At 33.7% G+C, this 15220-nt stretch carries 15 protein-coding genes; 7 read left to right on the top strand and 8 right to left on the bottom strand.

What is annotated here, in order from left to right:
* Position 1: 1 nt before the first annotated feature.
* A complete protein-coding gene (locus M992_RS03490; RefSeq protein WP_053907336.1) occupies positions 2 to 529 on the top strand; it encodes a fimbrial protein in 528 nt (175 codons plus the stop codon).
* A 67-nt stretch (positions 530 to 596) separates the two neighbouring features.
* Positions 597 to 875: a helix-turn-helix domain-containing protein gene (locus tag M992_RS03485; protein ID WP_053907335.1), complete on the top strand. Its 279-nt coding sequence runs from the start codon at positions 597 to 599 to the stop codon at positions 873 to 875.
* Between the two features lie 146 nt (positions 876 to 1021).
* Here M992_RS03485 and M992_RS03480 read toward each other — a convergent pair whose 3' ends face one another.
* The 6 genes from M992_RS03480 to M992_RS03455 all read right to left on the bottom strand — a co-directional run bounded on the left by M992_RS03480 (position 1022) and on the right by M992_RS03455 (position 7753).
* On the bottom strand, positions 1022 to 1699 hold the full coding sequence (locus tag M992_RS03480) for a hypothetical protein (protein WP_053907334.1): 678 nt from the start codon (positions 1697 to 1699) through the stop codon (positions 1022 to 1024).
* An 87-nt stretch (positions 1700 to 1786) separates the two neighbouring features.
* The gene (locus tag M992_RS03475; protein WP_053907333.1) at positions 1787 to 3394 is read right to left on the bottom strand and encodes a hypothetical protein; all 1608 of its coding nucleotides are present in this window, start codon (positions 3392 to 3394) and stop codon (positions 1787 to 1789) included.
* Positions 3395 to 3407: 13 nt separating this feature from the next.
* Positions 3408 to 5903, bottom strand: a complete 2496-nt coding sequence (locus tag M992_RS03470) for a TcfC E-set like domain-containing protein (protein ID WP_053907332.1) — start codon at positions 5901 to 5903, stop codon at positions 3408 to 3410.
* Between the two features lie 19 nt (positions 5904 to 5922).
* Positions 5923 to 6606: an EcpB family pilus assembly chaperone gene (locus M992_RS03465; protein WP_053907331.1), complete on the bottom strand. Its 684-nt coding sequence runs from the start codon at positions 6604 to 6606 to the stop codon at positions 5923 to 5925.
* Between the two features lie 94 nt (positions 6607 to 6700).
* Complete coding sequence (gene ecpA, locus M992_RS03460; RefSeq protein ID WP_053907330.1) at positions 6701 to 7330, bottom strand: common pilus major fimbrillin subunit EcpA; 630 nt, start codon at positions 7328 to 7330, stop codon at positions 6701 to 6703.
* Positions 7331 to 7507: 177 nt separating this feature from the next.
* On the bottom strand, positions 7508 to 7753 hold the full coding sequence (locus tag M992_RS03455) for a helix-turn-helix domain-containing protein (RefSeq protein ID WP_053907329.1): 246 nt from the start codon (positions 7751 to 7753) through the stop codon (positions 7508 to 7510).
* A gap of 1317 nt (positions 7754 to 9070) precedes the next feature.
* Here M992_RS03455 and M992_RS03450 point away from each other — a divergent pair.
* Positions 9071 to 9769 carry an RluA family pseudouridine synthase gene (locus M992_RS03450; RefSeq protein WP_047257421.1) on the top strand — a complete coding sequence of 233 codons (699 nt, stop codon included), beginning with the start codon at positions 9071 to 9073 and terminating at the stop codon, positions 9767 to 9769.
* 24 nt (positions 9770 to 9793) lie between these two features.
* On the opposite strand, the gene M992_RS03445 is transcribed toward M992_RS03450, so the two are convergent.
* Positions 9794 to 10333 (bottom strand): DUF2058 domain-containing protein, encoded by a 540-nt coding sequence (locus M992_RS03445; protein WP_053907328.1) that lies wholly within the window; start codon positions 10331 to 10333, stop codon positions 9794 to 9796.
* A gap of 319 nt (positions 10334 to 10652) precedes the next feature.
* Positions 10653 to 11141: a cold-shock protein gene (locus M992_RS03440; protein WP_047257419.1), complete on the bottom strand. Its 489-nt coding sequence runs from the start codon at positions 11139 to 11141 to the stop codon at positions 10653 to 10655.
* A gap of 532 nt (positions 11142 to 11673) precedes the next feature.
* Here M992_RS03440 and yajD point away from each other — a divergent pair.
* The 4 genes from yajD to M992_RS03420 all read left to right on the top strand — a co-directional run bounded on the left by yajD (position 11674) and on the right by M992_RS03420 (position 15187).
* Complete coding sequence (gene yajD, locus M992_RS03435) at positions 11674 to 12021, top strand: HNH nuclease YajD (RefSeq protein WP_053907327.1); 348 nt, start codon at positions 11674 to 11676, stop codon at positions 12019 to 12021.
* A gap of 323 nt (positions 12022 to 12344) precedes the next feature.
* Positions 12345 to 12707, top strand: coding sequence for a YibL family ribosome-associated protein (locus M992_RS03430; protein ID WP_053907326.1), 363 nt, complete (start codon positions 12345 to 12347; stop codon positions 12705 to 12707).
* Between the two features lie 600 nt (positions 12708 to 13307).
* Positions 13308 to 14159: an aldo/keto reductase gene (locus M992_RS03425; RefSeq protein WP_053907325.1), complete on the top strand. Its 852-nt coding sequence runs from the start codon at positions 13308 to 13310 to the stop codon at positions 14157 to 14159.
* A 38-nt stretch (positions 14160 to 14197) separates the two neighbouring features.
* Positions 14198 to 15187, top strand: coding sequence for an aldo/keto reductase (locus M992_RS03420; RefSeq protein WP_053907324.1), 990 nt, complete (start codon positions 14198 to 14200; stop codon positions 15185 to 15187).
* Positions 15188 to 15220 lie beyond the last annotated feature (33 nt).

The raw sequence follows: 15220 nt of genomic DNA, 5'->3' as shown, positions 1-15220 counted from the left end.
AATGAAAAAGAAAATGTATTTTCTTTTATTTAGCTTATTTGTTAGCTGTTCGACATTAATACAAGCAAAAGATGGAACAGTTCATTTTAGTGGTGATATCATCAATAGCCCTTGCGTTGTTGCTACGGAAAGCAAAAATCAAATAATAAACTTAGGCCAGATTGCGGTTATTAAATTAATTAATGGAGGTGTATCGACACCAAAACCATTCCAAATTATTTTAGAGGATTGTTCCATAGAATATACTCAATCTTCGCCTATTTTAGCAATATCATTTACTGGTGAAGGTGATATCCATGCCCCTGAACTCATTTCATTAATGGGAACTGGCTCAGCTAAAAATGTTGCAATTGAACTACTTGATTACAAAGGTGAACATATTTCCTTAAATGGAAAAATTACTATTACTCAAGACGTTAAACAACATCAAAATATATTAAATTTCTCAGCTCGTTATAGGAATACAACTGAAGTACCTCTATCTGGTCATGCTAATGGAGTTACCGATTTCAATATTATCTATAAATAAGCCACTAATACTATAGAAAAATATCTATAAAACCCTGCTATGGCTATTTTATCTTGGAGAAAAATTAATGTGTGATTTCGCTAGTAATATTAATATTTATATAGGTCAAGCAATACGGCGAGAAAGAAGAAAAAACAATATGTCAATGAATGAGCTGGCCGCTAAAATAGGAATAAGTCAGCAACAAATGTCAAGGTACGAACTTGGAACAGTAAAAATAACAGTAGTATTTTTATTACAATTATCTGTTATTTTTAATATTCCAGCCGCACATTTTTTAGAAGAAGATTTTTTTTTACATATCGATAAGCTCGATAATTTCATTATATATTCAATGAATAAGTAAATCGTTCGTCTAATTAAAAATTAATTATTTTATTAATTTAATCTTCTAATAGTCAGATCTGTTAACCATACTCTTATGCTAAATTTTTAATTATTAGAGTATGGTTGATATTTTTATATTTTATATAATAAGATAAAAAAATACAATTATTCACAGTTACCTATTGAATAATACTTATCAAAAATTACAATATACTTATTACTTTTATTTTTTAAACGTTCGTGCTGGAAACTTTGATTAGGCAGTAAATAAAGCACATAAGGATCTACATCAATATCTTCCTGACAATTTTCATGTAATAGTACTCTGAAATAAGTATTCCCTGTATTTTTCAGTATTCCATCTTTTTCATTGAGAACATACTGGAAGTTAGGATTTTTAGGCCTTACGACAAAATATGTTTCTAGACTGACGGTTGGATAAAATAATGACTTCTTCTTTTTAGCTTCATCATGTTGCATTTCAAGAGGTGTTTCACTAATAATTATTTTATAATAACGCTCTTTATCATCTTCTTTTCCCCGATAGAAAATCTTAAAAAACTCTTGCTCACCTGGCAATAAAATTTTCTTGAGTGGTGTAAATATAATTTCACCATTCTCAACCGGATTTCCATTCTCATTATTTCCAGGCCTATCAATTTTATAAACATTAAAGTTATATAAATTAGTTTTCGTCGTATTATTAGTATATGATTTAGAATAAAATTGCTGAGTAGATTCCATTGAAGAAATATCAGAATTAATATATAACGCATAAGCATTATTATATAATAAGAAAAATAATATTAATAATAAAGCTTTAATTAACAGTTTTAATTTCATATTTAAATCTTCAAGATCAAATTTAAGAAAAATATTACTTCAATAAAAATAGCTACTTGTAAATTAACAAGTAGCCAAAGATTAAACTTATTGAATATCAGGCCCCGTCCAAATTGCTTTTACTGTCACCAATCCACTTGCAGAGACAGTACCTAACCAATCGACACCATCTAAGCTAAACAATGAGTAGGAGTCATCCATCGGAAATGATAAATCTAAATTCATTCTATAAAAAGTCCCCATATCTTCATTAGGCTTATCCCATGGAGTTGCTTCCCATAAGGCATTTTTCAACGAAATTTCATTACCGTCACAACTGGCTCTATGTAACCCTTTTGTTCCATCACTATTCGTAAATCTAAGATAAGCGGAAAATGGCACTTTAATTTGGTCATCATCCGAGCTAAAGAGACAAAAAGGTTGGCCTTTTAAAGTTACTATTGGTCCATCAACTTTAGCTGTTATCGAATCTGCTTGTCTAGGCCCACTTGTCGTCACAATATAATTAAACTCAATTGATGGTTCATTACTCCCGACTTTTCCAGTTTTAGACTGATTGGGATTGAAATCGGCAGGAATAATACTAATTCCATAATCTCGAGGTTTTATTATTAGCGTATTTGATGGTGTAAATTCATAATACCCAGATTGAGGCACAGCAGTATTTGTAAACGAAAAAGTGAAAAATTCTTGACTATTAGTAAAGTCAACACCTGATGTAATTAATCGTTTTAAAAATGTATTTGATAAGAATATAGAAACATGATTATTTGTACTTTTAACATAATAATTTGCTGGATATGTAGTATTATAATTATACCAACTATTACTACCATCGTCGGGGCCAATTAGTATTGTATTAGCGGCAGGAGTAAACGGTATTAATGTTCTATTTATTGTTAATCCTAACCTAATGTTAGCAAATATATCACCTTTTGTTTCATGGTCAATAACTTGACAGATAATACCATTTTGATTTGATATAATCCCGATACGGCAAAATTGAGATCCTAAGCCTATATTTGGATTACCATTAGTATCAATAAAAATTTCTTGTAAGGCGCCTGTTGATGTTAACTTTATATGTCCTGATTTTGTTATATTGAATTCATGAGAGGCTATAATATTACCACCAACACTACGACAAGATTCACCTTTACTTGGATCATAATCAGTATTAGTCATACAGGATCTATAGCTATAGGTCTCTGAAACTCCTACGGGTAATTGAAGAAAATATTGATATGCAGAATCACTAAATATTCCTCGTGCATAGTAAGACTCGCCATTAATATTACTTTGTCTTATTTTATAAGCACCATCTTTTCCAAGATATTGAGCAGGCCAGTAACCACTATTATCTAAACAATAGCCTCTCATACATCGATTCCCTGTAAATGGTTTTTCAATTTGTGAATTTTCTAGCCAAATATCTATATTCTGATTAGCTTGAATTGATGTATTAACATACCCCATATAGCCGAGACTAAGCTGTGAAGAACTAGCGTACCGAGTATACTTATTTGATCCTGAAAAACGAGGGTCTGTTGTTCTTGGTGTAATGAAGAATTCGTTATCTACATTATTTTCAATAAAAACATAGCTATTAGTTACATTTGTTCCTTGAGCGCTAAAACTGATGAAATAATTAATGAAGACACATATCGTTAATGTAAGATGTAAAATTCTTCTCATAAAATAAGCCCTATTATCTTTTCGCAAATGCTTCTTGTGGCTCACATGTTACTTCGCCTACCCATAAAGCACCGCGTGCACCTTGAAGGTTTAAATCTGCTTCACAAATCGTCCGTTGATCTTCTTGTAATAACGATATAACTGGATAACGGACATCTACATCCATCGAAAACTCACCATTTTGGTCTGTTTTTGTACGACCAATATGGTTTCTAATTGATGCATATTTTATATATTCACCTTCTGGTGATTTTAGTCGGCCAAATACAGTTACTAATTGCCTAACTTCTGGTTGATAAAGTGCAATATTTCCCGGATACAATACGACAGATTTATTTCGACCTGAAACAATATCAAAACTATCTGAAGATTGGCCACTATTCATTAATTGAATTTCATAATTTGAATATGGTGACAATGGAATAAATGTATTTTTTCCGCTAATTGAGTAATTTTGTCCATTAACCTTAGCGACCATACTTCCACTACCTTTAATATCAGAATTAATAATAACGCCAGATTTACCTTGCTGACCGCTTGGCGTAACCATACCGTCGCTGTAAGCAATGGAGCCTCGCGATGTTAAGTTACCATTAAGTCGATTATTATCCGGTCGATTAATTGTCACTGTACCCGAGTTATATTTCATATCATAAGAAGCATAGCCCAGAGTTGAGAAATCTGATTCTCCGTTATCTTTATCACGCACTAATTTAGAAACAGAAAGCCCTGCATTAGTGATCGCTGAATTCTCAAAATTCTTATTGGCATAAATATTAGCTTTGAGATTCCCATTCGTAGAAGAGATACCTGAGCTTAACCATGTAGAAAGTGGTAAAGAGAAATCAAAGTTAATATATTTTTCATTAGTGCTATTTTGATTATCATAGTGATAACGCTGCGCACCAGCCCTTAATCCAACAACACCATAACGTCCAGAAAATAATGTATTCGCATATTCATAGTTAATTGAATCGCTGCCAACACGACGGTCTTTCGTATTACTAATAGTAAATGAACCCGCGCGATCGATAATCTTATCTAAATTAAACGTTCCACCATAAGAATAGCTATCTGCATCATAAAGTGGTAAATCGCCGTTAATCACGGTCTTTTCTCTTGATGCCCACAATGAGCCATATCCTTCAGGAATACTGATAGAAATAGTTCCGATATTACGATAACTACCATGATTCTCCAGCAAGCCCTGCCAAGAAACGGATAAATAATCATTAATAGAAGCATTGATACTGGTTTCTTGGACAATAAATTTGTCAAATCCATAATTTGACATTTGAAACCTGATCCCAGATAAAACAGGAAAATTATAAGCAAAAGAGGCGCCTGCTAAATAACTTTTATCTGGTGTTTGGCCATGTGAATTATCGCCTCTTACGTAATTCTTCTTATCGAAGTCCACGTAGCCACCATAAATTTCCCAATTTAATTTATCAAAATTTCCGGCTATTGCTCCAAAAGATTTATTAATAGTCTGATTCTGAGTTGTGACAATTTTACCATCGACAACTGTCTCAATCGTTACTTCGTAAATACCATACGGTAGAATACTAGTGTCAACTTCATAATTACCCATTGGGAAATTTTGAATATTTAATAGTTTTCCTTGACGATAAATACGAACTTCACCTGGGCTATTTAAAAAAGCATAGATTGGCGTTAATGATTGTTGTTTGTTATTAATAATACTAGAAGAGTTATTCCCAATTGAAGCTGCATAAATTTTGCTGCTACTAAGTGCGGTTAAACTAGCAATTGACTGTAAATTCCAAGTGCTCATCAAACCAACAACAAAGCGTAATCCATTAAAATCACGCTCATACATAGCTCTATAAAGTTCAACATTAGAATTGGATTTGCCAATACTATATGCCGAAGCGTTCACATTAAAGTGATTCTCTGCTATAGCAAATAAAGTATCTAAATTAAAATAACTACTAGATGAATTTTTTGAATTTTTTACCTGGCTTTGAAATACCCCTAAATCATAATTCGCTACAGCTGAAAATGAATTAACTGAAGAACGACCTAATACAGATTGTCTTGAATATTCTTTAGGCACAAAAGCGGCTTTATCTACATCTAATGATAGATTAAATGACGAAATATTGAGTTGAAGTAACGCGTCATTATCAATGATAATACTATTATCTTCATTAAAAAATACATTTTGTGTATTTTCGAGTTTATCAATTATTAAATCTTTTAATTTAGGTCCCTGTGTACTGTCAATAAAATGAATACTCGATAACTTAATTTTATCTTGATCAATTACAATAACTGCATCAGCAATTTTGCCTTCACTCTGATTTTTTTTAGCATCATCACTTAATCGTAAGAAAACTGGTACAGACATGCCTTCCTCCAATGCATTTACAAATGCAGGAGGAATAACATATCCACCAATTTTAATGCTTCTCATTTCATTGGCATTAATCGTATTTGAAAAAATAATACTTAATATTGATAAAGCAATAACACTCTTACGCATGATTAAAGTCCATTCTTAATTATTTGACAATAATGAACTCTCCTTTATGCCAAATACCTACGCTAGATTTTTTATTTGTAAGATCGACAAATTGTAATTTAACGGCTAGATGAGGCATAAGGTAATAACGCTCACGGCAAATACCGTCAACACCGTATTCTTTTTTTTCAGGTAAGCATGGACCTGATGCTACAACACGAAATGAACTGTTTCCAACGTTAGATACTTGAGAATTAATATATTTATAATCAAACTTTTCAATTCTTGGCGCTACAACAAGGATTGTACTAATCGTTGCTGAAGTTGTTGCTGACGCTGACTTCGAACTTTGTGTAACCCCATTTTCACCAATAGGATCATCTTTCCAATTTAAACGATAATATCGTTCTTTATCATCCTTTGGCCCTTGATAAATTATTTTAAATACATCCTTTGCATTACCAGGAAGAATTAAATTGGCCGGTGTAGATAATATTTCGTTAGGATCATTAACAGGAATAACTTTTCCATTCTCGAGAGGTGAATCTATTTTCTCAATAGTTAAATTTACTAACCTTGCTGTACTTACTGTGTTTTCAATTTCTTTTGCTAATGTATCTCTATCTGAAGATATTATCTCCGTAATATTTCCTACATTTACAGCTAAACTATTTTTTATAGGTAATATTGATAATAAAATTAATGCTGAAATTATTTTTTTCATAGTAATCAGTCTCTAAATAAGATAACGATAAAGATATTATTTCCCTATAGTATCTTTATCGTAATATTCAATTATCTAATAGAGGGATAATTAATTATGCAGCTGGTTCTTCAGGAGTGGCAGCAGGAGTAAAGTCACCGTCCCAAGTTGCTGTAAACTGAACTTTAACATCACCATCCCATACGCCATCAGACAATGCTTTAAAATCTGTTGGTGCACCAGCTGATTCTGCACTTGCAATTACAAAAGTAAATTCACCGCGATCAGTTGCACGCTCAGTACCATTATAGATACCATCAGCCGCTAAATTATCTAAACCAGAAGTTAAGCCTTTTGATGTATCAATTAATACGGTATCTGTAGTTTTATTTAAATCTTCGCCATTCCATTTAACACCAACTGTCAATTTAGAATCATCAGTTGTTCTTGCTAATGTATTAGAAACAATTTTTGATGCTAATTTAAAATCAGTTGCTCCTGATTGACCTTGAATAGCAATATCAAAAGCACCATTTTGTTGGTTAAAGTTCTTTTGACCTTCAGCATAGTTAAAGGTTAAGCTTTTTAATGGAGTAACAACTAGCATACTTGTAGTATCTTTAATTGCTGTTGCTTGCCATGTAGCTGTTGCTTGAGCAGTACGTGTTTCTGCATTAGCAACTGTAGCAAAAGAAGCCGCTATAATTGTTGACAATACAACAGAAGTTATTTTTTTATTTAACATATTATTCTCTCTATTAATACCTATGACTAAAAATTAATTACATAATATAAAAAACACTTTAAATGTGTTTTTTATAAAACATAATCAATAAATAATTAGATCAAACTATTACTTATTGATTTCCATTAAATTATGTACAATAATTTTATTAAAATTAGCTGATTAAAAATTATGATTTTATCTTTCTTTTGATATAAGACTTTCTTCAATAAATTTTATTACATCACACCATTTCTTATCTAAGATTATTAAAAACTTTTCTAATTGTTCTAATGTAATTGAAGTTATTCCTATTTCGTATCGAGATATTTGTTGCTGACTAATATTCATTAATACTGCTAATTGTTTTCCTGTCATTTTCTTTTCTTTGCGAGCTATTCGTAGAAAAGTACCCACTCGACTACTAATTATATTAGATTTCATTAATTACACTCCAATATAAAAATAATTAGCTGTTCGTTTAATTGGTATTCATAATAGATATATTGAAATAAGAGTAAAAACGTTTATATCGATCGAATCCAGTTAATTCAATAGGTTAAATCTATTGATTTTAGTCTATTGATCGTTATGACTGACAAGTAAAACTCACCAAATGAGTATCATTATTCAACGACATGAAACTAACTATTTGATAATTAAATAAATTAAGTAAATAAACAAATATTTAAAGTAATTTAATTAATATTTACTATAATTTTATAAATAAGAGAAAATCATGTTTAAAATAATAATAAAACACACTTAATATTACACTTTATTACAATTTACGATCGATTACGTTATATTAAAAATAACTTTTACTCTTATTAAGGGTATGAATGCGCTATAAAATAGAATATCTTATATAATCATTTTTAAATTTTTAAGAATATTCGCTATTGATATTAAATCTAATTCTTGATCTCTATTGAGATAAATAAAAATACATCCTTACCTTAATAATAATATAAGCTTGTTACAGTTCATCTTACTATTATAGAAAATGGCTATATTTATAATAAAATAGAAATTATTCCTATCGCTGTGATAGCCATTTTCTATTAAGTTACATATTATGGATAATTTACTAAGGTTATTAATTTGTTTATCTTAGCTATTCGATATAACATTATCACTCAAAATAAGACAGTCACATATAGAATTATTTATAATTGAAAATTATAAATAGAATAAAAAACCTATATTATTTCAACTTATTTTTTAATATATCGCTAAATTCATCATATACTAGTATCCACACTAAACTATATTGAAGACTACACTCTTTATAATTTTTAGGAATACTATAATTTTTGAGCCTAAAAGTTTCATTATTCCATTTACACTCATTATTTCGAACACATATCATCATCCATCAGGTCTGGTTAATTCTATCTTAGTCACTAATAGATTATAAAATGAGATAAGCTCGGGGTAACTATAGACGCCGTCAGAATCAAGCACGATCGACTTTGTCTGCACGATATTGATATGGTTTCTGGGACTAGCATGATAAGCATAGAGCGAGCAATATTAAGGGGTATGGAATAGAGAATAGAGTAATCATCGATCAAGGATCTGCTTGATAGTTTTAATCATTAAATAAAATACTTATCACTCACAGATATCCTTCTTTTAAAAGATTAAAAATAACTCGAAGATATTTACTAATTCTATCGTAATTCAATTAATCATCAGATTCGCTAGTCGGCTTAAAATTGGGTATCATCGATGTCTACTTCTGATACGGATAGCCTGATGTCTAAGATTATCGATACTTTTATTGCCCCACCCTGCCATGACAATATTGAAATTTTGTATCAGGACGATTATTTAGTACTCATCAATAAACCTTCGGGTCTACTCAGCCTATCTGGAAAAAATCCGCAAAATATGGATTCGGTACATTATCGACTGGTTCAACTCTTCCCCGGTTGCACTCTTGTACACCGGTTAGATTTCGGAACATCCGGATTAATGGTGATTGCTCGCAATAAAGCGATAAATGCAGCTCTCTGCCAACAATTTAGTCAGCGCACGGTCACTAAAGTATACCATGCGCTACTGTGCGGGCATCTAGAGGATGATGAAGGGATAATAAACGCACCGATTGGTAAAGACCCAGCACTATTTCCACTCATGTCAATTTGCTCAATCAACGGCAAACCAGCTCGTTCTGGCTATCAAGTCATTGAACGTTTTTATCATGAATCGCAGAGTGGAAAATTAGTGCCATTAACACGAGTACAGCTAACCCCTGAAACCGGGCGTACACATCAGCTCCGTATCCACTGTCAACATGTAGGTCATCCTATTCTAGGATGTGATCTGTATGGAGGCCGTTTACTAGCAGGGACTGAAAAAACACCGCGCCTTATGCTGCACGCCAGTGAATTACACTTTGTACATCCCATTAATAAAGAATGGATCAACGCCCGTAATGCTAGCCCATTCTAAGCGCTAACATGGTTAAAATGCCAATTACCACATCAAATCATCTGGCACTTTAAAATCTGCGTATGGATCATCTTCATCTTGCTCTTCCTGACTCAGCGCATTATTTAATACGATGCTGTTCGCATCTCGCTGAGCTATTTTATCAGCGACACTTGCAGGAATAATCGCGTATTCATTTACATCACTATTATCAATGGCTAAACGAGCGATAGCAAGGCGACCGCTAATCAGCTGAGCTTGGGTTATCTTATCAACCGTAACTTTTTTAATTAAATTATCATCGGTGAAATTAAAACCGATATCACCTTTGGCAATTTCGATTCTATTCATTTCAATCAGCTGTTTCACCTGTGCTTTAGACTCTTTCGATAAAATAGCTTGTTTTTGTTGTTCATTTAGCTGCTTATCACGTTCAAGTTGTTCTTTTTTGTTCGCTTCTACCGCTTCTCTGGCATTACGTGCTTGAACGCGAGATTTTTTAGCTGTTCTTTGAACCTTAGCCATTTTTTTGCTAGACACTAATCCAGCTTTCAACATTTGTTCTTGTAAGGTGAGTTTTGTCATCTTCGTCTCTAAACCCATTGAATAATTTGTAGGATGATACTGATAATTTGTGAGGCTGTATCCAATTGTAGAACCTGGATACGCTATCGCTTGAATTTGAAGAGATCTATTAACCACCAATATAGCTCGAACCCAAATAAGATACGATACATAATGATTGTACATGATTAGAAAATAACCTATTGAATAATAATAGATTTAATCTCATATTTTCTCACGAATAACTCGCCGACTACTAAATGGATCTGCTTATCATTACTGGCTAGAATCAATAAATTATATTTATATACCACGGATAAATAGCACGCATAAAACTAAATTACTTCAGATTTTGCAGTTGCTTCATCATGGCATCCACATCTATCTCATCTTCGGTGAAAGTTAACGTCGTTCCTTGGAAGGTGGTGATCGCCAGTTTTTTCAGTGTACGCATTGCATCAGGTTTAGTCTCTGATTTTGGTCGAATACTATTCATTAATAGCCCAATAGATAACACCGTATTTTCTTTATCAATGTGAGTATCAGCAGGGACTTCTTCACTGTAAACCAAAAATGATTTAATCGAAGTAATTTTAAGGCGCTCGCCCGCAATATAGATATATTTACTTTCCGGTATGACTTTTACCGCATAAGCTGATAACCCTTTAGTATTCGTCGTCGGTTCAAAAGTCACCGCAGCATCTTTCTTTATCAGATCTGGATTGGCGACCTTAATCACATGAAAATAACGGTTATCACCGTTTTCATCTTTGATAAATCCAAAACCTTTATCGTCAAACCACGTTGTGATTGTTCCATTCATCGCCATTACCGCCTAATTGTTTATCTACTTAGTTTTTGCAGCCCGCAGTATAAAGCACAATGCCCGTACAGACTACGCCTTTGGTTTAGGTTGGAATGATAGAAGCGATATTCGGTACGATAATAATATTCTATTAGATTATCGAATGAGATTTCTTAATCAACGTTTAAAACGTATTTTAGCGTGAGCCATAACAGCTTAGGAAAAGTCGTAAAAAATAGTATTTTATAAATCAGACATAAGAAATAATAACTTACTGATCTTACGATAAAAATTATAAAGCAGTATTTGTTCAAAAAGGCAGCTACGAGTTGCTCAGTACATGATAAGTGTCTCAATTATAAATATATACTTATAAAGAACATTATCAGCCAATTATACTAATAATTATCAATCCATAAATCACTCATCAAACGTATCGAAAACTCAGGATTAAATATGAATATTCCTCTTCTGTTACATTTCTCCTTCTGCAGTATTATGAGGTATATTGGGGCCACTATCGTAAAATTAACTTTTATAGCAGGTAATATTAGCAATGGCTCTGATCCCCAAAAACTATTCTCGTCTAGAAAGCGGCTACCGTGAAAAAGCGCTAAAAATCTACCCATGGATATGCGGACGCTGTACACGGGAATTTGTTTATTCAAACCTACGTGAGTTAACCGTTCATCATATTGATCATGACCATACCAATAATCCTGAAGATGGTAGCAATTGGGAACTACTGTGTTTATTTTGCCATGATCATGAACACTCCAAATACACTGAAGCTGACCAGTACGGCACAAATGTTATCGCAGGGGAAGACGCACAAAAAGATGTTGGCGAAGCCACCTATAATCCCTTTGCCGACTTAAAATCAATGCTGAATAAAAAGAAATAATATAAGCGCTATATACTTTAATAAATTCGCTGCAATTTTTATAAACAGATCTTTCTAAAAATAATGCAGCAAATTTATTGTATTAAAAGATCTCAGGAAGCCGTATTTAATAATTAATAGTATTGATATTAAATAAATTTATTTAATTGGATAAATAGTAATATCTCGATTAATGCCTGCTAGATTAATTTTAGAGTGATAATAGATAAATTACCCAATAAAAGTATTTTGATACTGAGTTTAACAACCAGTATCCCTTTTCGCCCTCTTACGCAGAATGGTGTATACTTGCCGACAAGTAATTTATTCACGGTTAATTAATAATGAAAGAAATCGAAAAAGCACAAATTAAACTTCTTAACGACCGTTTAGACCTTACTCGTCACAAGATGGCGAGTATGCAACTGACAAACGAAACGGAAAAGTATGCAGAGCTTGAGAAAGAAAAAGCGGCGCTGGAAATTGAAATCGCTCGTTTGAAAGCAGTACGTCATCAGAAACTAAGCAAAGAAGCGCAAAAGTTAGTCGATATGCCATTCAAACGCCCCATCACTAAGAAAGAACAAGCTGATATTGGCAAGCTGAAGAAAGCCGTGCGAGGTCTGATAATTGTCCATCCACTAACGGCATTAGGCCGCGAAATGGGACTGGATGATATGACCGGTTTTTCTAAGACTGATTTTTAGTTAAAAAATCAACTCAACTTGTAACGACCCGCTAATGCTGGAAAGTTCTTAATATACTATTTGTTATTATGAACCGTTAGTAAGCAATTAGCGGCCAATAATTACTACGTCCGCTTCTAGCACAAAGCGGGCTTTGACAATTTAGCTAAATTTAAAAATAGTGATTCTACTATTTATCAACTTTCCTGTTTTCAGTAACTCTTTCAGCGCTGCATATATTCACTCTTATCCTTTTCGCTGCTTTTAACCAACGGCGTTTTTATCTACAGACATTAGACACTTATTTAATTTTTTCGGCAGCGGCTTTCGCCCTTATTCCACCAATGTCATGCAATACACGATCCTTAAAACTCAAAAATCGATTCAACTTAGTATGTCAATCTTGTAAAAATATCCGCTTACAGCAAAATATTTAATCTTCAGAAAACAGATTATTTTCATATTATGTTATTAAGCAAAAAACCTGCTGTTATTGATTCTTATTATAAGCAGGATCTATTATTTATGAATTTTTCTCATAAACCTTAGAAAATTATAGCCTCTAATCTAATCAATAAATCTACGCTATGCTCTATTCCAACAAGGATAAAAGGGCTCATTATGCAAACTATCAAATTAAACAATGGGATTGAAATGCCGTTGTTAGGCTTCGGTGTTTTTCAGATGACACAGCCTGACGAATGTGAACGTGCTGTTATTGACGCACTAGAAATAGGCTATCGCTTAATTGATACCGCCGCATCCTATCAAAATGAAACTCAAGTCGGAAATGCGCTTAAACAAAGTGGAATAGCCCGAAAAAATTTATTTATTTCCACCAAATTATGGCTACAAGATGCCAGCTATGAAGGCACGAAAGCACAATTTAAACGTTCATTAAATCGCCTACAACTAGATTATATTGATCTTTACCTTATCCATCAGCCTTATGGTGATGTCCACGGTGCATGGCGCGCAATGGAGGAACTGTATCAAGCTGGAAAAATTCAGGCGATTGGTGTCAGCAATTTTCATCCAGACAGAGTCGCTGACCTTATTGCGTTTAATAAAGTCATTCCGGCGGTTAACCAAATCGAAGTTAACCCGTTTAATCAGCAATTACATGCCGTGCCATGGATGCAGAGTAAAAGTATTCAGCCAGAAGCTTGGGCGCCTTTTGCTGAAGGTAAAAATGGATTATTCCAGCATCCACAATTAACGGTTATCGGTAAAAAATACAGTAAGAGTGTTGGGCAAGTTGTTCTGCGTTGGCTACTCCAACGAGGGATTGTATCACTGGCTAAATCGATTCGTAGAACCAGAATGGCAGAAAATATAAACATCCTCGATTTCACCCTGACTAATGATGAAATGACAAAAATCACGGCAATCGATACTGCAACAAGTGCATTTTTCTCACACCGCGATCCAGCAATAGTCGAATGGCTCGCTGGCCGCAAGCTAGATGTTTAGCCGCATCAATAATCTAATTAACTATCAGGACATAAATAATGAAAAAACGTTTTCTCGGTAATTCAAATCTTGAGGTTTCTGCGCTTGGCTTAGGCTGTATGGGATTAAGTCATGGTTATGGTCCAGCTACAGATAAGCATCAAGCCATTGAATTACTTCGTGCCGCAGTAGAACGTGGGGTCACTTTTTTTGATACCGCGGAAGTTTATGGACCATTCTTAAATGAGGAAGTGGTAGGTGAAGCACTAAAACCCTTTCGAGATAGAGTGGTTATTGCGACAAAATTTGGTTTTAATTGCAGTAATGAAAACAAACAACAGCTTTTAAATAGCCGTCCAGAGCATATTCGTGAAGCTGTCGAAGGTTCATTACGTCGGCTTAAAACAGACGTTATCGACCTACTGTATCAACACCGCGTTGACCCTGATGTACCGATTGAAGATGTTGCCGGTACAATAAAAGATTTAATTTCAGAAGGTAAGGTAAAATACTTTGGCCTCTCTGAAGCCAGTGCTCAAACTATTCGCAGAGCTCATGCTATTCAGCCTGTCACCGCATTGCAAAGCGAATATTCTCTTTGGTGGCGTGAGCCTGAAGACGAAATATTACCTGTGCTCGAAGAGTTAGGTATTGGATTTGTTCCCTTCAGCCCATTAGGTAAAGGATTCTTAACGGGTGCAATTAATGCCAATACCACATTCAACGACGATGATTTTCGTAGCAAAGTCCCTCGTTTCAACGCTGAGGCTTTAGAAGCAAATGAACAGCTAGTCACTTTGTTGGCAGATCTCGCTAGCCAAAAAGGCGTGACCTCAGCACAAATCGCTCTGGCTTGGTTATTGGCGCAAAAACCGTGGATTGTCCCTATTCCGGGCACCACTAAACTGCACCGTTTAGAAGAAAATTTAAATGCCGTCGATGTCACACTCACTGATAACGATTTGCAAAAAATTGCTCATGCGCTGGAAACAGTGAAGATTGTCGGGGAACGTTATCCCGCGGCGTTACAAGCGCTGATTAATCGCTAAATATCGCTTAGGTTGGTAGTCGTCAATGCATTT

The organism is Moellerella wisconsensis ATCC 35017 (genome assembly GCF_001294465.1).
GTDB classification, from domain to species: domain Bacteria; phylum Pseudomonadota; class Gammaproteobacteria; order Enterobacterales; family Enterobacteriaceae; genus Moellerella; species Moellerella wisconsensis.
Note: the sequence above shows the minus strand (reverse complement) of the source record. Positions and strands in the feature narration are given on the sequence as shown.

Excerpts from the sequence above, each read along its gene's own strand:
- M992_RS03485 (WP_053907335.1), top strand. The coding sequence starts at position 597 with ATGTGTGATTTCGCTAGTAATATTAATATTTATATAGGTCAAGCAATA.
- M992_RS03430 (WP_053907326.1), top strand. The coding sequence starts at position 12,345 with ATGAAAGAAATCGAAAAAGCACAAATTAAACTTCTTAACGACCGTTTA.
- M992_RS03470 (WP_053907332.1), bottom strand. The coding sequence starts at position 5,903 with ATGCGTAAGAGTGTTATTGCTTTATCAATATTAAGTATTATTTTTTCA.
- M992_RS03490 (WP_053907336.1), top strand. The coding sequence starts at position 2 with ATGAAAAAGAAAATGTATTTTCTTTTATTTAGCTTATTTGTTAGCTGT.
- M992_RS03440 (WP_047257419.1), bottom strand. The coding sequence starts at position 11,141 with ATGGCGATGAATGGAACAATCACAACGTGGTTTGACGATAAAGGTTTT.
- M992_RS03450 (WP_047257421.1), top strand. The coding sequence starts at position 9,071 with ATGTCTAAGATTATCGATACTTTTATTGCCCCACCCTGCCATGACAAT.
- M992_RS03425 (WP_053907325.1), top strand. The coding sequence starts at position 13,308 with ATGCAAACTATCAAATTAAACAATGGGATTGAAATGCCGTTGTTAGGC.
- M992_RS03475 (WP_053907333.1), bottom strand. The coding sequence starts at position 3,394 with ATGAGAAGAATTTTACATCTTACATTAACGATATGTGTCTTCATTAAT.
- M992_RS03480 (WP_053907334.1), bottom strand. The coding sequence starts at position 1,699 with ATGAAATTAAAACTGTTAATTAAAGCTTTATTATTAATATTATTTTTC.
- M992_RS03455 (WP_053907329.1), bottom strand. The coding sequence starts at position 7,753 with ATGAAATCTAATATAATTAGTAGTCGAGTGGGTACTTTTCTACGAATA.
- M992_RS03445 (WP_053907328.1), bottom strand. The coding sequence starts at position 10,333 with ATGACAAAACTCACCTTACAAGAACAAATGTTGAAAGCTGGATTAGTG.
- ecpA (WP_053907330.1), bottom strand. The coding sequence starts at position 7,330 with ATGTTAAATAAAAAAATAACTTCTGTTGTATTGTCAACAATTATAGCG.
- yajD (WP_053907327.1), top strand. The coding sequence starts at position 11,674 with ATGGCTCTGATCCCCAAAAACTATTCTCGTCTAGAAAGCGGCTACCGT.
- M992_RS03465 (WP_053907331.1), bottom strand. The coding sequence starts at position 6,606 with ATGAAAAAAATAATTTCAGCATTAATTTTATTATCAATATTACCTATA.
- M992_RS03420 (WP_053907324.1), top strand. The coding sequence starts at position 14,198 with ATGAAAAAACGTTTTCTCGGTAATTCAAATCTTGAGGTTTCTGCGCTT.